Genomic DNA, 17,905 nt, shown 5'->3' with positions numbered 1-17,905 from the left:
CCGCTTCGGTGCCGGCCGGCGGCAGTTCCACCGTCACCTCCAGGCCGCCGCGCGCACCGCCCGGCAGCGCCGTCACCGAACCGCCGTGCGCCACGGCGATCGACCGGACGATCGACAGCCCGAGGCCGGCCCCCGGGCCCATCCGGTCGCGTCCCTCGCCGCGCCGGAACGGTTCGAAGAGGCCCGGGATCTCGCCGGACGCCACCACGGGCCCGGTGTTGCGGACCACGAGCGTCGTGCCCTCGACGCTGACGTCGACCGTCCCGCCAGGCACGTTGTACGTCACGGCGTTGGCCAGCAGGTTCGCCACCAGCCGCCCCAGCAGCAGCCGGCTGCCACGGACCGCGCCCGCGCCCGTCACCGACACCCGCACCCCGTGCCCGGCCGCCTCGTCGGTGACCAGCGTCCCGAGGTCCAGCTCCTCCTGGTCCTCGCCCCCTGCCCCGGGCCCCGCCGCAGGACCGCGCTCGCTGCGCGCGAGCACCAGCAGCCCCTCGATGAGCTGTTCGCTGCGCCGGTTGTTGTCGAGCAGGGTCTGTTTCGTACGGGCGAGATCGGCGGCCGAGCAGCCGTCGTCCAGGCCGATCTGGATCGCGGCGCGCTGGGTCGCCAGCGGGGTCCGCAGTTCGTGCGAGGCGTTGGCGATGAAGCGGCGCTGGCTGTCGAAAGCCGTCTGGAGCCGGCCGAGCAGCGCGTCGAGCGTGTCGCCCAGCTCCTTGAGTTCGTCGTCGGGCCCGCTCGCGCCGATCCGCTCGTGGAGGTTGCGCTCCGACAGCCTGCGCGCCGCCGCAGCGCGCGGACCCGGGAGACCAGCTCGGGGAATTCGAAGGGCTTGCCCAGATAGTCGTCGGCGCCGAGGTCGAGGCCTTCGACGCGGTCCTCCATGGAGGCGGACGCGGTGAGCATCAGTATCCGCGTACGGGAGGCATCGGCGACGAGCTTGCGCGCCACGTCGTCGCCGTGGACGCGCGGCAGGTCCCGGTCGAGGACGACCACGTCGTAGTCGTGCAGACCGAGGTAGGCGAGGGCCGCGTCACCGCTGTACACGGTGGCGAAGCCGGCCCGCCGCAGTCCGGTGGCGACCAGCTCGGCGAGTATCGCCGTGGCTCATCGTCCTGGGCGACCCAGTACCCGCATGCTCTCGTCCCCCACCTCGCGTACCGACTCCTTGCGCCCTGCCTCGTACATGACGTCCTTCTCCTCCCAGGATGCGCCCGTCCTACGGCACCGGGTGTTTCGCAAAGCTCTCCGCCGGGTATTCACCGGCCTTTATGCGGGTGAAGTGATCTCCGCGGGGCCGTTAGGATTTCCGGCATGGCGGCCAATGGATCCGAAGAGCAGGGTGGGAAGGCGTACTACGTCACCACCCCCATTTACTACGTCAACGACGCTCCTCACCTGGGCCACGCCTACACGACCGTCGCAGGGGACGTGCTCACGCGCTGGCACCGCCAGCGCGGTGAGAAGGTGTGGTACCTCACCGGCACGGACGAGCACGGTCAGAAGATCATGCGCACCGCCGAAGCCCACGGGGTGACCCCGCAGGAGTGGTGCGACAAGCTGGTGGACGAGTCCTGGCGGCCCCTCTGGGAGCACCTGGACATCGCCAACGACGACTTCATCCGGACGACGGAGAAGCGCCACACCGACCGGGTGCGGGAGTTCGTGCAGGACCTGTACGACAAGGACCAGATCTACAAGGGCGGCTACGAGGGCCCGTACTGCGTGGGCTGCGAGGAGTACAAACTCCCCGGCGAGCTGATCGAGGACGAGAACGGCGTCAAGCTGTGCGCGATCCACAAGACGCCGGTGGAGATCCTCAAGGAGGAGAACTACTTCTTCAAGCTCAGCGAGTTCGGCCCTAAGCTCCTCGCGCACTACGAGGCGAACCCCGGCTTCATCCAGCCCGAGTCCGCGCGCAACGAGGTCGTGAACTTCGTCAAGCAGGGGCTCCAGGACCTGTCGATCTCCCGCTCGACCTTCGACTGGGGCGTCCCGGTGCCGTGGGACGAGAAGCATGTGATCTACGTGTGGATCGACGCTCTCCTGAACTACGCGACGGCCGTCGGCTACGGCGCGAACCAGGAGAAGTTCGACGGGACGTTCCCCGCCGACGTGCACCTCGTGGGCAAGGACATCCTGCGCTTCCACGCGATCATCTGGCCGGCCATGCTGATGGCGCAGGGGCTGCCGCTGCCCGGCAAGGTCGTCGCCAACGGCTGGCTGCTCGTCGGCGGCGAGAAGATGTCGAAGTCGAACCTGACCGGCATCAAGCCGCAGGACCTGACCACGCACTTCGGCGTGGACGCCTACCGCTGGTACTTCCTGCGGGCCATCGCCTTCGGGCAGGACGGCTCGTTCTCCTGGGAGGACTTCAGCGCCCGCTACACCTCCGAGCTGGCGAACGACTACGGCAACCTCGCCTCGCGCGTCGCCGCCATGGTCGGCAAGTACTACGGCGGTGCGCTGCCGCAGGCGACGGACTCCGGTCCGGCCGAGCAGGCGGTACGGGACGGTCTGACGAAGGCGGTCGCCGAGGCGGACCGGCGGATCGGCGAGGAGCTGGACTTCGCGGGCGGTATCGCCGCGGTCTTCGACTTCGTCAAGCAGGTCAACGGCTATCTGACCGAGCAGGAGCCGTGGAAGGTCGCCAAGGACGAGTCGGAGGCGGGCAGGGCCCGGCTCGCGACGATTCTCTACACGGCGGCCGAGTCGCTGCGCGCCTGCGCCGTCCTGCTGAACCCGGTGATGCCGGAGACGTCCCAGAAGCTGTGGGAGTCGCTGGGCGCCGAGGAGTCGCTGGGCGCGCTGGCGGACCAGCGGGTGGCGTCGGCGGCCGACTGGGGCCGGCTGGCCCCGGGCACGAAGGTGACGAAGGGCGCGGTGCTCTTCCCCCGCCTGGAGGAGAAGCCCGCGTAACCGCGTCCGCGTGACGTACGGCAGGCCCGGAACCGCGACGGTTCCGGGCCTGCCGCCGTGTGACGGACCGTACGGCTCAGCGTTCCAGCGAGGTCGCGTCGCCCATCACGACCACCGGCTCCTTGTCCGGGTCCAGCAGTTCCAGCAGCTGCTTCACCCGGTCGCGCGGCAGTGAGACGCAGCCCTGGGTGGGGCCGCCGTGGTCCACGTGGATCCAGATGCCGCCGCCCCGGTCGCCGCCGAGGGGGCGGGTCCAGTCCAGGGGGGTGGTGCCCGCCTCGCGGTTGTAGTTGATCGCCACGACGTAGTCGAAGGAGCCTTCCAGCGACTCGCCGTGGAAACCGGTGCCGTCGGCGTAGAAGGCGTCCGACCTGTCGTACGGGAGCTTCGTGCCGGGGTCGGGCAGCGAGCCGCCCGCGTCGGTGAGGCCGTAGACGCCGATCGGTGAGCGGCGGTCGCTCTGGACGTGGTGCCCGGTCCAGCCGTCCAGGGCGTTGTGCGCGGGCCAGGGTCCCGCGACCGGGTGCCAGCCGAGGCGGGGCGCCACTCCCGAGGTCCCCGCGGCCCACTCGGAGCCGCTGTCGCGCTCCCAGACGCGGACCGTGGAGCGGTTGGCGTCCCTGCCCGCGCCGGTCACCACGACGGCCTGCCGGGTGTCCTGCGGGATCTCGGCGCGGGTCCGCGGGCCGAGGCCCGGGATCTCCCCGGAGGACGCGGTCCGCGCCTCGGGGCCCGCCCTGCCGATCAGGCCCCTGTCCTTCGCCGAGGTCGTGGTGGTGGCCGCCGGCGCCGGGTCGGCGTGTCCTGCGGTCCCGGCCGCGCCGGCGCAGCCGGTCAGCAGCAGACCGGCGGTCAGCAGCGCGGCGGCGGGGCCGAGGGAACGGACGGACGACATGGAGTGGGCCCTTCATTTGACGCGACGAGGGAGGAACCTCGCGGTCCGGTCTTGCTGGAGGCGTCTTTCGGGCTGCTCCAGTGTCCCCCAGCGTCCGGGCAGTCGCACCGCGAGCTTATCCAGCCACCGGCACGGAAATCGCGATATACACGCCATGACCCGGAACGCGAAAGAGGCCCGGAACCGGCTGGTTCCGGGCCTCAGCCGTGTGTCGTCAGCCGCCCGACGTCGTTACTCGCCCGACTTGGCGACCGGCTTGCGCAGCGCGATGTTCAGCTCACGCAGCCGCGACTCGTCCAGCTCGGTGGGCGCGCCCATCATCAGGTCCTGCGCGTTGCCGTTGAGCGGGAAGGCGATCGTCTCGCGGATGTTCGGCTCGTCGGCCAGCAGCATCACGATGCGGTCGACGCCCGGGGCGATCCCGCCGTGCGGCGGGGCGCCGAGCCGGAAGGCGCGGAGCATGCCGGCGAACTCGTGCTCGACGGTCTCGCGGTCGTAGCCCGCGATCTCGAACGCCTTCAGCATGACCTCGGGCTCGTGGTTACGGATCGCGCCCGACGACAGCTCGATGCCGTTGCAGACGATGTCGTACTGCCACGCCAGGATGTCCAGCGGGTCCTTCTCCTCCAGGTCCCGCACGCCGCCCTGGGGCATCGAGAAGGGGTTGTGCGAGAAGTCGATCTTGCCGGTCTCCTCGTCCTTCTCGTACATCGGGAAGTCGACGACCCAGCAGAACCGGAAGACGCCCTCCTCGAAGTGGCCGGCGCGCTTCGCCGCCTCGACGCGGACCGCGCTCATGATCTTCGAGACCTCGTCGAACTCACCCGCGCCGAAGAACACGGCATGACCGGGGGCCAGCGACAGCCGCTCGGAGAGGACCTTCACGTTCTCCTCGGTGAGGAACTTCGCGATCGGGCCGCTCAGCGCGCCGTCCTCGCCGACCCGCACCCAGGCCAGGCCCTTCGCGCCCTGCTCGACCGCGAAGTCCCCGAGCCCGTCGAAGAACTTCCGCGGCTGGCCCGCCGTGTCCGGCACCGGCAGCGCGCGTACGTGCTTGCCGGCGAACGCCTTGAACTCGGAGCCGTCGAAGACGTCCGAGATGTCAGTCAGCTCCAGCTTGGCCCGCAGGTCCGGCTTGTCGTTGCCGTACTTCAGCATCGACTCGCGGAACGGGATGCGCGGGAACGGCGAGGTGACCTCACGGCCGCCGCCGAACTCCGTGAACAGCTCCGTCATCAGCTTCTCGATCGGCCGGAACACGTCCTCCTGCTCGACGAAGCTCATCTCGACGTCGAGCTGGTAGAACTCGCCGGGCGAGCGGTCGGCGCGGGCGTCCTCGTCGCGGAAGCACGGCGCGATCTGGAAGTAGCGGTCGAAGCCCGAGATCATCAGCAGCTGCTTGAACTGCTGCGGCGCCTGCGGCAGCGCGTAGAACTTGCCGGGGTTCAGCCGGGACGGCACCACGAAGTCACGGGCGCCCTCGGGCGAGGTCGCCGTGAGGATCGGGGTCGCCATCTCGTTGAAGCCGAGCGCCACCATCTTGGACCGGATGGCGGCGATGACGGCCGAGCGCAGCATGATGTTGCGGTGCATGCGCTCACGGCGCAGGTCGAGGAAGCGGTACTCCAGACGGCGCTCCTCGTTGACCCCGTCCTCGGCGTTGATGGTGAAGGGCAGCGGGGCGGCCGCGCCCAGGATCTCGACCTCCGAGACCTCGATCTCGATCTCGCCGGTCGGCAGCTCCGGGTTGACGTTCTCGGCGCCGCGCGCGGAGACCCGCCCGTCGATCCGGACGACGGTCTCCTTCGTGAGCTTCGACAGCTCCTCGTTGGCGGCCGTGCCGGGCCTGGCCACCAACTGGACCAGTCCGTAGTGATCGCGCAGATCGATGAAGAGGATGCCGCCCAGGTCTCGGCGATTGTGCAGCCAGCCGCTCAGCCGGACGTCGGTGCCGACGTCAGAGGCGCGGAGCTCGCCGCAGGTGTGGGACCTGTACCGATGCATCGTCGTTCATCCAGTCTTAGCAAGTCGGGATTGGGGGTGGAGCTGGGTGGAGCCGGTTCGGGTGGAGCTGGGTCGAGCCGGGGTGGGACACGGAGACACCAGGTTAGCGCCCGGTTCCGGCGCCACTCTCGGTGGCGAGGGTTCGTAACCTGTTCATACAGTGGGAAAATGCGCACCGAGGACGTCCTTGCCGCGATCGCGACAGGCCTGTGGCGCTGGGACGACAGCTCAGGAGCTGTCAGTGTCGACGCGGAGGCGGCCCGCCTGCTCGGACGGCCCGAGGAGGCCGCGGTCCTCACCGCGGCGGAGGTCCGCGCCCATTTCCACCCCGTCGACTGGAACGAGGTTGACGGGATCGTGCAGCTCGCCCTGACCGAGGGCGGGCTCGCCGAGGCCCGGCTGCGGATCGTCGACCGGGGCGGCCGGGTGCTGCGCACCGTACGGTCCCGCTCGAAGCCGTACACCCGTACGGACGCGGCGGGCAAGCACCACTACGAGCTGGTCGGCACCCTCCAGGAGGTCGCCGAGCCGCAGCCCGGCACCACCGTCGACGCCACCACCGTCACGGGCGACTGGCGGCGCTCCCGCGAGGCGTTCCTGCTGGACGCGGGGCGCGCGCTGGCCGAGGCGAGATCGACTGCCGAGGTGCTGCGGGTCGCCGCCTCCCTCTCGATGCCCGGGTTCTCGCCCGACGCGCTCACCCTCTTCGGCACCGACGGGGACCGGCTGCGGATCATCGGTATGCACGGCAACACCGTGCTCGACGCCGAGAACTTCCCCGAGCTGCTGGTCGGCTCCGACTATCCGGCGTCCGAGGTCATCCGCACCGGCCGGGCCATCTACCTGCCCACGCCCAAGGCCTACGCGGAGCGCTACCCGGCCATCTGGCCGTCCGTCGAGCCGTTCCGGCGCAGCTCCTGGGCCTTCCTCCCGCTGATCGTCTCCGGGCACACGCTCGGCGCCTGGATGGCCGCGTTCAAGCACCGCGTCACGTTCTCCCCCGACGAACGGTCCGTGCTGAGCACCGTCGCCCGGATGCTCGCGCAGGCGCTGGCCCGCGCCGAGATCACCGAGACCGAGCGTGAGCTGTCCCTCGGGCTCCAGCGCTCGATGATGCCGACCATCGGCCCCGACATCCCCGGCATGACCGTGGCCGCCCGGTACGTGCCGACCGGCGGCGGGCTCCAGGTCGGCGGCGACTGGTACGACATGATCCCGCTCCCGGGCCCGGGGCCGCACGGCGAAGGCGGCGAGGGCGGCAGGTTCGCCATGGTCATCGGCGACGTCCAGGGCCATGACGTACGGGCGGCAGGGCTGATGGGGCAGCTGCGGATCGCCCTGCGCGCCTACGCGTCCGAGGGCCACCGCCCCGACGCCGTGCTCTCCCGCGCCTCCCGCTTCCTGGCCGGCCTCCAGCAGTACCCGGGCACCGGACCCGACCCGGACTCCGAGCCCGACGAACGGCCGCCCTTCGGCGTCACGCACTCCTCCGACAACGCGACGCTGGACTACGACGCGCGCGCCCCGCGCTTCGCGACCTGCCTCTACCTGGAGGTCGACCCGGCGACCGGCACGCTCGACATCGCCCGCGCCGGCCACCCCGACCCCGTGCTGCGCATGGCGGACGGCACAGCCGTCATCCGGCAGACCGCCGGCGGTCTGCCGCTCGGCATCGAGGCGGACTCGGACTATCCGACGACCCGGCTCGTACTGGGCAGGGGCGAGTTGCTGATGCTGTGCACGGACGGCCTCATCGAGACCGGCGGCCACGACATGTACACCGGCTGGGGCAGGCTCCAGCCGGTGCTCGAAGGCACCAAGGGCTCCATGGAGAAGCTCGCCGACGCGCTCGTCGAATCCGTCATCGGCCCGACCTCGCACTACACGACGGGGCCGCTGGCCGACCGCCGCGAGGACGACATCGCGCTGCTGCTGCTCGCCCGCAACGACTCGCCCGACCGGCCCCGCACCCCGGTCACCCGGCGTACCGCGCTGAGCATCGCCCAGGCCGAACCCGAGCGGATCGCCGACGCCCGGCAGCAGCTGCGGGACCTGCTGCACGACTGGGCCGACGAGGACCAGATCGACTCCGCCGTGCTGATGCTGTCCGAGATGGTCACCAACGTCCTCGTCCACACCGACGGCGACGCGCTGCTGACGGCCGAGGCCGCGGGCAAGCGCGGCAAGCGGCGGCTGCGCGTCGAGGTCACCGACGCGAGCGACGAGCAGCCGCACCGCAGACGCCCGGGGGAGCTGGCGTCCAGCGGGCGCGGACTGGTGCTGATGGAGGTGCTCGCGACGGCGTGGGGCGTCGACCCGCGCGGCGAGGGCAAGTCGATCTGGTTCGAGCTCTACGAGGACGGCGAGGACGCGCCGTCCGGCGGCCCCGGTTCGCCCGGGGCGCTGTAGCGGCCCCGCAGCTCGGAGATCACCCCGAACACCGCGGCCGTCAGCGGTACGGCGAGCAGCAGCCCCAGGATCCCGGCGACGGCGGCGCCCGCGGTGATCGTCACCATCACCACGGCCGGGTGCATCTGGACCGTACGGCTCTGCACCGCCGGCTGGAGCACATGCCCCTCCAGCACCTGCACGGCCAGCACCACCCCCAGCGCCCACAGCGCGATCGGCCAGCCCCGGTCGGCGAGCGCGACGAGCACGGCGACGGCGCCCGAGATGAGGGCGCCCAGGTACGGGATGTACGCCCCGACGAAGACCAGCGCGCCGAGCCCGACGGCGCCCGGCACCCGCAGGATCAGCAGGCCCACCGTGATGCAGACGGCGTCGATCAGGGCGATCACGGTCGTCCCGCGCATGAACCCCTCGACGGCGTGGAAGGCGCGGCGCGCCATGGCCTCGACGGCCTCACCCGTCGCACGCGGCGCGAGCGACCTGAGCGCCCCCGCCGCCTTGTCGGAGTCCCGCAGGAAGAAGAACATCAGCAGCAGCGCCAGCACGGAGGTGGCGATCAGCTCACCGATGACACTGATCCCGGTGACCACGCCGGACGCCGCCGTCGCGCCGAACTTCCCCAGCAGCTCCTTGGCGTTGCTCGCGATGTCGTCCAGCGAGGTCCCCGCGGCGCCGAAGTGCTTGGACACGTCCTTCGCCGCCTGCTTGAGCGAGGAGACGATCTGGTCGCCGCTGTCCACGATCGCGTTGACGACGATGTACCCGGCCCCGCCGACCACGGCGACGACGGCGGCGCAGGTGAGCGCGGCGGCCAGCGACCGGTTCAGCCGCAGCGCGACGAGCCGCCGGTGCAGCGGCCCCAGCAGCGCGGTGCCGAGCAGCGCGAGCAGCAGCGGCGTGACGGCCGTCTTGAACGTGACGCACAGCCAGACCGCGACGGCCACGACCCCCGAGGCGAGCAGCAGCACCCCGCACCAGGCGGCGAAGCGCCGGACGCCGACGGGCAGGAGCGGGGACGGCGGCAGCGAAGGAGACGGCGGCGTGGGCGGGGACACGGGCCCACCCGACCACGCCGGAGGCCTGTTTGTCCCGTCCTGGTCGCGTGCGCACCGCCACGCGGGTGACGTGCCGCCGCGGGTGCCGTCGGGCGTTCGTAATCCGTAAGAACTTCCACGGCATCCGCGTCCGGGGACTGCGCGAAGCTGGAGCCGGCCGGCCGTACGCGTACCGCGAGGGGCCGGCATCGCAGGGCGGGAGCGTACGCATGCAGGTCTGGGGCCGCGGAATCGGCGGGATCGTACTGGTGGTGCTCGGAGCGGTCTGGATCGCCCAGGGGTCGGGGTCGATGAAGGGCTCGGCCATGTCGGGCCACTCCCAGTACGCCCTGCTGGGCGTGGTGGTGGCCCTGGTCGGCATCTATCTGCTGTGGGCCGCCTGGCGGGCCCACAGCAGGCAGGACGCCGAGGCGCGCGCACCTCGGGCCTAGGTCGCCCGGTGCCGGCCCGGTGAGGTGATCGCGCGGGCCGCCGTCACTTCCTGGCGCAGCGGGGCCAGGACGCCGGTCTCGTCACCGGTCAGCTCGGCCCGTACCTGCGTCAGCGTCGTACTCGACCGCACGCCCTCCGCCATCCCGCGCAACTGCCGCTCGATGGCGGCGACCTCGGCGGGCGCGGGCGGCGGCGCCCCGTGGTTGACGCGGACGCGGGCCGCCGTCGTGGCGTCCACGACCCGTTCGACGGCGACGACCAGCGGCCACCAGGCGGCTGCCCGGCGGCCGGTGGGCGGCGGTTCGGTCAGGGCGCGCTGGAACTCGGAGCGTACGAGCGACAGGTCGCGGTAGATACGCCGCCGCCTGCGCACGCGTTCCGCCCGGTCCGCGCCGCCGCCTCCACCGTCACCTTCGCCCGCCGTGCCGAACGCGTAACTCACGTAGTCCGCCGCGTCGTCGACGGCGTCCGCGAGCCGGTCGCCGATCCTGGTGTGCCAGCTCTCCGGCCAGAGCAGATAGCCGGCGATCAGCGCGATGCCGCAGCCGATCAGACTGTCCAGAAGCCTGGGCACCACCAGGTCGAAGCCCTGGTGGTTGAGGATGTCCGACAGCAGCAGGATCACCGGCGTGATGGCCGCCGTCTGGAAGGCGTACCCCTTCACCGACAGGGCCGGGATCAGCGGCGCGAGCACCGCCATCACCGCCACGTTCCACCAGCCGCGCGGCACTTCGGCGAGCACGGCCGCCCCCACCACGACCCCCGCCGCCGTGCCGAGCGCGCGCAGCACGGCGCGGGAGAAGACCGAGCCGAAGTCGGGCTTGAGCACGAAGGTGATGGTGAGGGCGACCCAGTACGAGCGGGGCACCGGGATCAGCGAGACCAGGCTCTGGGCGAGGCCGATGCACAGTGCGAGCCGCAGCCCGTAGCGCCAGGACGCCTCCGACAGCAGGACGTCGCGGGTCGCGCGGCGGGCCCGGATGCGCAGGGCGGCGGGGCGGCCGAGGGGGTCGTCGCCGGTGGCGGGCGGGTCGGCGTCGGCGTTGTGCACCACGGCGGACGCGTACCGCAGTGCGACGTCCACAGCGCGCTGCGAAGGGGTGGCGGGCGCGGGCAGTTCGAGCGTGGGGTCGCCGCCGCGTCCTGCCGCCACGGTCGCGGCGAGTTCCCGTACCGCCGCCGGGATCGCGTCCGGCAGCGGGCTGCCGTGCAGATGCGCGGCGGGCGCCGCCTCGACGAGCGGGATGACGACGTTGAGCTGGGCGAGCAGCCGCACCAGTGAGCTGCGTCTGCCGTGGTCGTGCGCGCGGCGGGCCAGCACCAGGTCGTACGCGTGGTTCAGCGCCTGGGTGACGGCCTGTCTGCGCGTCTCGTACGCCGGGGTGCCCGCGGCGGCGAGCAGATCGGCCGCCGCGCCGTACGTCGCCGCGACGGCGCCGCGCTCCGGCACCCGGCCGCGCAGCGGCCAGGCCAGCAGGGACAGCGCGAGGACGAAAAGACCGCCGAGGGAGAGCAGCAGCGGGGCCTTCCACCAGGGGTCCGGCATCTGGAGGCCCGCGCCCACCACGGCGTTGAGCAGGAGCAGCAGTCCGGAGACGGAGGCCACGGCGCCGATCGAGGAGATCATGCCGGAGACGAGCGCGATGAGCGTCAGTATCCCGACGGCCAGCCAGCCCTCCCCGTAGACGAGGGTGCCGAGCGTGACGCCGACGGCGCCGAAGAACTGGGGGAGGGCGATGTTGAAGACCCGCATCCGGTACGCGTCGGCGGTGTCGCCGATGACTCCGGTCAGGGCGCCCATCGAGACGAGCGCGCCGTACGCGGGCTTGTCGGTGGCGAGGCCGACGACGATCGGTACGGCCATGGCGACGGAGGCCCGGGCCGCCGCGGCCCAGGGGACGGGCGCCTTCTTGGGCCGCAGCCCGGCGACCAGCCATGCGGGCGGTGCCGGCAGGGCGGCTCGCGCGTCGGTGCGTACTCGGTCTCGGTCCCGGTCTCCCATGGGCGCCACCTTGGCCTACGGGGCGGGGTGACGTCAGCTTTGACAGCGCGGGAGCGTCTGCGGAGGGGTGCGCGGGCCTGCCGAAGGGGGCGGCGGCCTGCCGAAGGTCTCAGCCCTGGTACCCCTCGACCTCGCCCTCCGGGCGCACCCGCGCCTCGTCGGGGTTCTCGCCGAACTCGGTCTTGGCGCGGCGCTGGCGCAGCAGGTCCCAGCACTGGTCGAGCTGCACCTCGACGGCGCGCAGCCGTACCCGCTCCTCGGCGTCGAGACCGAGATTCCCTGTCGACCGCGAGCGCAGGCTGTGCTCCTCGGCGACGAGGTCGTTGATGTTGGCGAGGATGTCGCCGTTGTCACTGGGGGCGTTCATGACTGCCTCCTCCTTCGGAGCCGGGCTCGCACCTTACCCCCGCCGCTGGGTCGCGACGGGGGCAAGGACGGTGTGGAGGGAGAGTGCTGTTGACGGTCGGTCACCGGGACTTTCGTCACCGGGGCTTCGGCACGTAGTGGTCCGAGGCGAGTGCCCAGATCACGAACGCCGACAGTGCCATGCCTACGACCGCCCAGACGGGCTGGTGCGGCAGATACATGAACTGCGCGACGATGTTCAGCGAGGCGAGGGCGATGCCGACGTACCTCGCTATCCGGTTTCCGGTCAGGATGCCGAGACCGGCCAGTGCGATCAGAACTCCGAGGCCGAGGTGGATCCAGCCCCACGACGTGATGTTGAAGGCGTACGCGTAGTTCCCGGTGCTGTTCAGCACAGCATCTTTCTTGATCGCGACGATGCCTTGGAGGATGTCGGTCGCACCGGAGACCAGCATCAGAACACCGGCGAAGAGAGTGCCACCCATCGCCCAGGCGGCGTTCCTCGTCGTATGGGAGCCGGTCCCGGAACCGGTGCCGGTTCCCGCCCTGCTGCCCATCCCGTTCATGCTGCCGTTGCCGTTTCCGGTGCCTTGGTTGGTGCCTGCGCCCATGCCCGTTGAAGGGGGGCGATGCGTTGTGTTCTGGCTCATGTCTCCACTGTGCTCCGAATGGTGCAATTACGACATTTGAGACGAAGCATTTGGGTATAAAGATTCAGTAAAGGCGCCCTCGCAAGGCTCCCACCAGCCAAGAAGCAGCGGCGACGATCAGTCCGCAGACCAGAACGATCCAGGAGGCCGTACGCAGCGAGCCGGTCAGCGCGTCGTACACGGCCCCGCCCGCCGAGCGGTCCACGTCGGACGGCAGCGCGTCCAGGGACAGCCCGCGGCCCACCGTGATCAGCACGATCAGCACGACGGCCCCCACGGCGAAGGCGGCGCCGACGAGGATCGCCGCCCGCCGCCGGCGTACGGCGACCAGCACGGCGAGGACGGCGACCACGAGCGCCGCCACCCCCGGCCAGATCCCGGCCCGCTGCAGACCGCGTACGGCTTCGCGCGAGACGCCCAGATCGGCGGGGTCCAGCACGGTGATGCTCGCGTGCCGGACCGGGATCCGGCCCGCGAACGGCACCCCGTCGGCGACGAGCTGCCGCTTCACCGCCCGGCTCACCGGCGCAAGATCGATGGTCACCGACTTGTCGGAGTCGCCTTCCAGTGCTTGCTGGGTGCTGCTCTGCACGGCGCGGCTGAGCGCCTTCCACACGGTGGCGAAGGCGCCGCTGGTCGTGAAGGCGTGCACGGCGTCGTGCAGCGGCGCGCGCACCGCGTCGCGGAGCGGCCCTGGACCGAGCTGCCGCAGGGCCTCCTCGGTGACCCGGTCCGTGACCGCGTTCCGCACGTCCCTGTCGGAGGAGAGCGGCGCCATCGTGGCGACGAAGCGGTCGGAGTCGTCGAGTTCGAGACGGGCCCACGCGGCGACGGCGCTGACCGGCGTCAGCAATGCCAACAGGACGATCAGCGTCATGGAGAGGGAGTTCCGCAAGGTCCGCACCCCTCAAGTGAACGGGGCGGGGCCCGGGGCCGCGATCGGACCGCGTCCGATCGCCACGCTCCGGCCGCCGCGGTCGCCACGGGTTGCCGGGTCCCGCGTCCGGGTGTGCTCTGGAACGAACGGGGGGTGCGACGGGGGTACGACGGAAGGAGCGCCTGCCATGGCACACGCAGCGATACCGACGCGACGCCGACACCGCTACCGCCAGGACCACGGGCAGGACCACGGACAGGACCAGCGGAACGATCACCGGCACATCTCGCGGCTCGCCGTCGCCGTACCCGTCCTGCTGGGCATCGCGTACGGCGCCTACGCGTCGTTCATCGCCCGCAGCGGCGGCCCCGCCACCTACGGCCAGCTCGCCCTCGCGCTGATCTCCGGCGTCGGCATGGCCCTGCTCGTCTTCGGCCTGCTACGCGTCGCACCGGCCCTCCCCCGCGAGCTGCGCGCCGCGGCCTGGGGCGTCCTGGTCGGCGGCTCCATCGGCTTCCTCTACAGCCTCACCGACCAGAGCGTGCTGCGGTCGTGCGCGGTGGGGTTCTTCGTCGCGGTCGGTACGATCGCGGCGACGTTCTACGCGTTCTACATGCGAGAACAATGACCCGCCAATGACCCACCGATGACCCTTCCGCCGTCGCGGGCTCCGGCTCCGTCCCCCCATGCGAACGCCGCGCCGAAAGGCGCGGCGTTCGCTGCTTGACCTTCCTCCTCGGGGAAGCCCCAGCATCGGGTCGTACCGGGCGAGGGGCCCGGTACGAGGAGGGAAGCCATGGATGCGCCGGCGGCGGGACTGACGATCGGCGTCTTCGCGCGCCTGTGCAGGCTGTCGGCGAAGGCGCTGCGCCGCTACGACGAGCTGGGGCTGCTGCCGCCGGCCCGGGTCGACGCGGACACCGGATACCGGTACTACGACGAGGCGCAGCTGGAGCGGGCCAGGCTGGTCGCCTGGCTGCGCCGCGTCGGGATGCCGCTGGCCAGGATCCGCCACGTATGCGACGTGTACGAGACGGACGCGGCGGCCGCCGCCCGCGATCTCAGGGCGTACTGGGCACAGGTGGAAGCCGAGACAGCGGCGCGGCGTGACCTGGCGACCTTCCTCATCGGCCATCTGTCGGCCGGAGCTGTCCGGCCGACGGACCACGCAGGAAAGGGCGTTATTCCTATGCCGTCCATACCGTCGTCGACGTCATCCAACTCGCTGGGGCTGCGCTACGCGGCGCTGTCCGACCGCGGACTCGTCCGCGAGACCAACCAGGACACCGCGTACGCCGGTGCCCGGCTGCTCGCCGTCGCCGACGGCTTCGGGGCGGAAGGCGCCCCGGCCAGTACGGCGGCGGTCGACGCGCTGAAGGCGCTGCCGGACACCGTCGACAGCGGCGATCTGCTCGGCGCGCTCGCCGACTCCTTCGAGCGGGCGAACCACGCGGTCGACGGCTTCGCCGACTCGGGCACGACCCTCACGGCGATGGTGTGGACCGGCGCCGAGCTGGGACTCGTCCACATCGGCGACACCCGTGCGTATCTGCTGAGGGACGGGGAGTTCTTCCAGCTCACGGAGGATCACTCCGTGGTCAGGTCGATGATCGACGCGGGCACGCTCACCGAGGAGGAGGCGCTGTCGCACCCGCAGCGGATGATGCTGCTCAAGGCACTGGACGGCGACGCGAGCCAGGCGGCTCCCGATCTCCGGATGTGCGAGGCGCGGGCGGGGGACCGCTATCTGCTGTGCTCCGACGGCCTGTCCAGGGTGGTGGACACGGCGGAGGTACGGCGGGTCGTCGCGGACACGGACGAGCCGGCGGCCGCCGTACGCGAACTGGTCGAGCTGGCACGGGCGGCCGGGGGTCCGGACAACATCGCGTGCGTGGTGGCGGATGTGACGCAGGAGCCGGCGGGTGCGGAGCTGCCCGGTGCGGAGCTGCCGGCTGTGGAGCTGTCGGGTGGGGAGCTGTCGGGTGGGGAGCCGCGCGGCGTGCAGCTGCCCGGCGTCGTCAGCCGCTATCTGGCCGCCCAGCGCGCCGGGCAGGCGAAGACGGCCGCGGCCGCCTTCCACCGGGACGCCACCGTCACCGACGACGGCTCGACGTACACCGGCATCGGCGCCGTCGAGGAGTGGCTGGGTGCGGCCGGCAGCGAGTACACGTACACGGTCGAACTGACCGGCGTGGAACGGCTGGACGAGACGCACTACGTCGTCACGAACCGGCTGGAGGGCGACTTCCCCGGCGGGATCGTCGACCTCCACTACCGGTTCGCGTTGCGCGACGGCCTGATCGGGGACCTGACCGTCGAGCCGTGACGCGGGCCGCCGGAGCGGTCAGTCCTCGACGATCTCGCCGCGGACCACCACGACCGGGCTCTTCGCGTGCTGCGAGACGTGCAGGCTCACCGAACCGATCAGCGCGGCGGTGAAGTCGCTGTGCCCGCGGTCGCCGACCACCAGCAGCGTCGCTCCCTCCGAGCGGTCCACCAGGACCTGCGCGGGATGGCCGGTGATGACCTGACGGTCGACGGCCGCGGCGGCCTCGGCGTCGAGCGTCTTGTCGACGGCCTCGTCGAGGATCGTCCGCGCCAGCTTCTCCGGGTCGAACTCGGCCGGCACGCCGGGGGTCATCGAGGCCCAACTGGTCGCCGGGTACTGCCAGCTGATGACCGTCTCTATGCGGTCCCCGGTGACCTTGGCCTGCCGTGCGGCCCAGCGCAGCGCCTTCAACGACGATTCCGAGCCGTCTACCCCGACAACGATCCTGCCCATGGCGCACTCCCTTTTGATCGATCATTCAAACGTCTACCCAGGCAACGGGCGCGCGGCCCGTTTAATGCCCGCGCAGCAGTTGCTCGAACGGAACGATCTCGTCCGCGTCGTCGTCCGCGTCGGCTGTGGCTGCTTTCGCGGTGCCACCCAGCAGCCCCGCCAGCTCCTCGCCCGCCCGCCGGATCCGCGCGGGCAGACCGCCGGCGTGGGTGTCGGCCCCGGCGCCCCAGTCGTCGGTGGCGGCGAACACGGAGGTCGGGACGGTCAGGGCGTGCAGGTACGAGAAGAGCGGGCGCAGCGCGTGCTCCGTGACGAGCGAATGGCGCGCGGTGCCGCCGGTCGCCGCGAGCAGGACGGGCGTCCCAGTCAGGGCGTCCGGCTCGATCAGGTCGAAGAACGACTTGAACAGCCCGCTGTACGAGCCGGCGAAGACGGGCGTGACGACGATCAGCCCGTCGGCCTCGCCGACGGCCGCCAGCGCGTCACGCAGGTCGGCCGCCGGGAAGCCGGTGACGAGGTTGTTCGCGACGGCGACGGCCAGGTCGCGCAGTTCGACGACCCGTACGTCCGTCTTACGGTCGGCGCCGGCGAGCGCGCCGGTGGCGGCCTCGGTGAGCCGGTCGGCGAGGAGCCGGCTGGAGGAGGGCTTGCCGAGACCTGCGGACACGACGACGAGCTTCAGGGTCTCCATGGGACTCAAGCTCCCTTCGCGGAGTTGGCGACGGACGAGGCGACGGAGGGGTGGACGGGACCGTCGGGCACGGACAGCGGACGGTTGTTCGCGAACTCCTTGCGCAGTACGGGAACGACTTCCTCGCCCAGCAGGTCGAGCTGTTCCAGCACGGTCTTCAGCGGCAGTCCCGCGTGGTCCATCAGGAACAGCTGACGCTGGTAGTCACCGAAGGCGTCCCGGAAGGCCAGCGTCTTCTCGATGACCTCCTGCGGACTGCCGACGGTCAGCGGCGTGTCCTTGGTGAACTCCTCCAGCGAGGGGCCGTGGCCGTAGACCGGCGCGTTGTCGAAGTACGGCCGGAACTCCCGGACGGCGTCCTGCGAGTTCTTGCGGATGAACGCCTGGCCGCCGAGACCGACGATGGCCTGCTCGGGGGTGCCGTGGCCGTAGTGCGCGTACCGCTGCCGGTAGAGGCGGATCAGCTTCTGGAAGTGCCCCTTGGGCCAGAAGATGTTGTTGGCGAAGAAGCCGTCGCCGTAGTACGCGGCCTGCTCGGCGATCTCCGGGGAGCGGATGGAGCCGTGCCACACGAACGGCGGGGTGCCGTCGAGGGGGCGGGGCGTCGAGGTGAAGCCCTGGAGCGGCGTACGGAACGTGCCTTCCCAGTCGACGACGTCCTCGCGCCACAGCTTGTGCAGCAGGGCGTAGTTCTCGATGGCGAGCGGGATGCCCTGGCGGATGTCCTGACCGAACCACGGATAGACGGGCCCGGTGTTGCCGCGCCCCATCATCAGATCGACCCGCCCGTCGGCCAGGTGCTGAAGCATCGCGAAGTCCTCGG

14 protein-coding genes and 3 pseudogenes are annotated in these 17,905 nt (G+C 71.4%); 5 read left to right on the top strand and 12 right to left on the bottom strand.

Features of this window, described 5'->3' with window-relative positions; all coding sequences use genetic code 11:
- Both HY68_RS40590 and HY68_RS40585 read right to left on the bottom strand, forming a co-directional pair.
- Positions 1 to 784: pseudogene (locus HY68_RS40590) on the bottom strand (ATP-binding protein); the annotation flags it as partial.
- Positions 781 to 1,098: pseudogene (locus HY68_RS40585) on the bottom strand (response regulator); the annotation flags it as partial. The pseudogenes HY68_RS40590 and HY68_RS40585, both read right to left, overlap by 4 nt.
- A gap of 216 nt (positions 1,099 to 1,314) precedes the next feature.
- On the opposite strand from HY68_RS40585, the gene metG reads away from it, so the two are divergent.
- Positions 1,315 to 2,919: a methionine--tRNA ligase gene (metG, locus tag HY68_RS11235; RefSeq protein ID WP_041987604.1), complete on the top strand. Its 1,605-nt coding sequence runs from the start codon at positions 1,315 to 1,317 to the stop codon at positions 2,917 to 2,919.
- Between the two features lie 76 nt (positions 2,920 to 2,995).
- Here metG and HY68_RS11230 read toward each other — a convergent pair whose 3' ends face one another.
- Both HY68_RS11230 and aspS read right to left on the bottom strand, forming a co-directional pair.
- Positions 2,996 to 3,814, bottom strand: a complete 819-nt coding sequence (locus HY68_RS11230; RefSeq protein ID WP_041987602.1) for a L,D-transpeptidase family protein — start codon at positions 3,812 to 3,814, stop codon at positions 2,996 to 2,998.
- Positions 3,815 to 4,045: 231 nt separating this feature from the next.
- Complete coding sequence (gene aspS / locus HY68_RS11225) at positions 4,046 to 5,818, bottom strand: aspartate--tRNA ligase (RefSeq protein ID WP_041987600.1); 1,773 nt, start codon at positions 5,816 to 5,818, stop codon at positions 4,046 to 4,048.
- Positions 5,819 to 5,986: 168 nt separating this feature from the next.
- Between aspS and HY68_RS11220 the strand changes: the two genes are divergently transcribed.
- Positions 5,987 to 8,227, top strand: coding sequence for a SpoIIE family protein phosphatase (locus HY68_RS11220; protein WP_041987598.1), 2,241 nt, complete (start codon positions 5,987 to 5,989; stop codon positions 8,225 to 8,227).
- Here HY68_RS11220 and HY68_RS11215 read toward each other — a convergent pair.
- Entirely contained in the window at positions 8,170 to 9,282 is a 1,113-nt protein-coding gene (locus tag HY68_RS11215; protein ID WP_241778533.1) for an AI-2E family transporter, read from the bottom strand. The genes HY68_RS11220 and HY68_RS11215 overlap by 58 nt on opposite strands.
- 209 nt (positions 9,283 to 9,491) lie before the next feature.
- On the opposite strand from HY68_RS11215, the gene HY68_RS11210 reads away from it, so the two are divergent.
- Complete coding sequence (locus tag HY68_RS11210) at positions 9,492 to 9,713, top strand: hypothetical protein (RefSeq protein ID WP_041987595.1); 222 nt, start codon at positions 9,492 to 9,494, stop codon at positions 9,711 to 9,713.
- On the opposite strand, the gene HY68_RS11205 is transcribed toward HY68_RS11210, so the two are convergent.
- The 4 genes from HY68_RS11205 to HY68_RS11190 form a co-directional block, all read right to left on the bottom strand.
- Positions 9,710 to 11,716, bottom strand: coding sequence for an FUSC family protein (locus HY68_RS11205; protein ID WP_041987593.1), 2,007 nt, complete (start codon positions 11,714 to 11,716; stop codon positions 9,710 to 9,712). The two genes, HY68_RS11210 and HY68_RS11205, sit on opposite strands and share 4 nt — an antisense overlap.
- Positions 11,717 to 11,825: 109 nt before the next feature.
- On the bottom strand, positions 11,826 to 12,083 hold the full coding sequence (locus HY68_RS11200) for a DUF2630 family protein (RefSeq protein WP_041987591.1): 258 nt from the start codon (positions 12,081 to 12,083) through the stop codon (positions 11,826 to 11,828).
- Positions 12,084 to 12,198: 115 nt separating this feature from the next.
- Complete coding sequence (locus HY68_RS11195; protein WP_041995700.1) at positions 12,199 to 12,648, bottom strand: hypothetical protein; 450 nt, start codon at positions 12,646 to 12,648, stop codon at positions 12,199 to 12,201.
- A gap of 148 nt (positions 12,649 to 12,796) precedes the next feature.
- Positions 12,797 to 13,636 carry a hypothetical protein gene (locus HY68_RS11190; protein WP_241778532.1) on the bottom strand — a complete coding sequence of 280 codons (840 nt, stop codon included), beginning with the start codon at positions 13,634 to 13,636 and terminating at the stop codon, positions 12,797 to 12,799.
- 160 nt (positions 13,637 to 13,796) lie between these two features.
- Between HY68_RS11190 and HY68_RS11185 the strand changes: the two genes are divergently transcribed.
- Both HY68_RS11185 and HY68_RS11180 read left to right on the top strand, forming a co-directional pair.
- Positions 13,797 to 14,237, top strand: coding sequence for a hypothetical protein (locus tag HY68_RS11185; RefSeq protein WP_241778531.1), 441 nt, complete (start codon positions 13,797 to 13,799; stop codon positions 14,235 to 14,237).
- A gap of 95 nt (positions 14,238 to 14,332) precedes the next feature.
- Positions 14,333 to 15,521 (top strand): annotated as a pseudogene (locus HY68_RS11180) (MerR family transcriptional regulator); the annotation flags it as partial.
- Positions 15,522 to 15,953: 432 nt separating this feature from the next.
- Here HY68_RS11180 and HY68_RS11175 read toward each other — a convergent pair.
- The 3 genes from HY68_RS11175 to HY68_RS11165 all read right to left on the bottom strand — a co-directional run.
- Positions 15,954 to 16,391: a universal stress protein gene (locus tag HY68_RS11175; RefSeq protein ID WP_041987587.1), complete on the bottom strand. Its 438-nt coding sequence runs from the start codon at positions 16,389 to 16,391 to the stop codon at positions 15,954 to 15,956.
- Positions 16,392 to 16,452: 61 nt separating this feature from the next.
- The gene (locus HY68_RS11170; protein WP_041987585.1) at positions 16,453 to 17,082 is read right to left on the bottom strand and encodes an FMN reductase; all 630 of its coding nucleotides are present in this window, start codon (positions 17,080 to 17,082) and stop codon (positions 16,453 to 16,455) included.
- A gap of 5 nt (positions 17,083 to 17,087) precedes the next feature.
- Positions 17,088 to 17,905 (bottom strand): CE1758 family FMN-dependent luciferase-like monooxygenase (locus tag HY68_RS11165; RefSeq protein WP_041987583.1); only part of this gene is annotated, 818 nt, incomplete at its 5' end.

Origin of the sequence: Streptomyces sp. AcH 505, assembly GCF_000818175.1 — a bacterium.
Lineage (GTDB): Bacteria > Actinomycetota > Actinomycetes > Streptomycetales > Streptomycetaceae > Streptomyces.
This window is presented reverse-complemented; position numbering and strand designations above follow the sequence as displayed.

Bases quoted from the DNA above. Each gene is read 5' to 3' on its own strand.
- metG (WP_041987604.1), top strand. From the start codon at position 1,315: ATGGCGGCCAATGGATCCGAAGAGCAGGGTGGGAAGGCGTACTACGTC.
- HY68_RS11230 (WP_041987602.1), bottom strand. From the start codon at position 3,814: ATGTCGTCCGTCCGTTCCCTCGGCCCCGCCGCCGCGCTGCTGACCGCC.
- aspS (WP_041987600.1), bottom strand. From the start codon at position 5,818: ATGCATCGGTACAGGTCCCACACCTGCGGCGAGCTCCGCGCCTCTGAC.
- HY68_RS11220 (WP_041987598.1), top strand. From the start codon at position 5,987: ATGCGCACCGAGGACGTCCTTGCCGCGATCGCGACAGGCCTGTGGCGC.
- HY68_RS11210 (WP_041987595.1), top strand. From the start codon at position 9,492: ATGCAGGTCTGGGGCCGCGGAATCGGCGGGATCGTACTGGTGGTGCTC.
- HY68_RS11205 (WP_041987593.1), bottom strand. From the start codon at position 11,716: ATGGGAGACCGGGACCGAGACCGAGTACGCACCGACGCGCGAGCCGCC.
- HY68_RS11200 (WP_041987591.1), bottom strand. From the start codon at position 12,083: ATGAACGCCCCCAGTGACAACGGCGACATCCTCGCCAACATCAACGAC.
- HY68_RS11195 (WP_041995700.1), bottom strand. From the start codon at position 12,648: ATGAACGGGATGGGCAGCAGGGCGGGAACCGGCACCGGTTCCGGGACC.
- HY68_RS11185 (WP_241778531.1), top strand. From the start codon at position 13,797: ATGGCACACGCAGCGATACCGACGCGACGCCGACACCGCTACCGCCAG.
- HY68_RS11175 (WP_041987587.1), bottom strand. From the start codon at position 16,391: ATGGGCAGGATCGTTGTCGGGGTAGACGGCTCGGAATCGTCGTTGAAG.
- HY68_RS11170 (WP_041987585.1), bottom strand. From the start codon at position 17,082: ATGGAGACCCTGAAGCTCGTCGTCGTGTCCGCAGGTCTCGGCAAGCCC.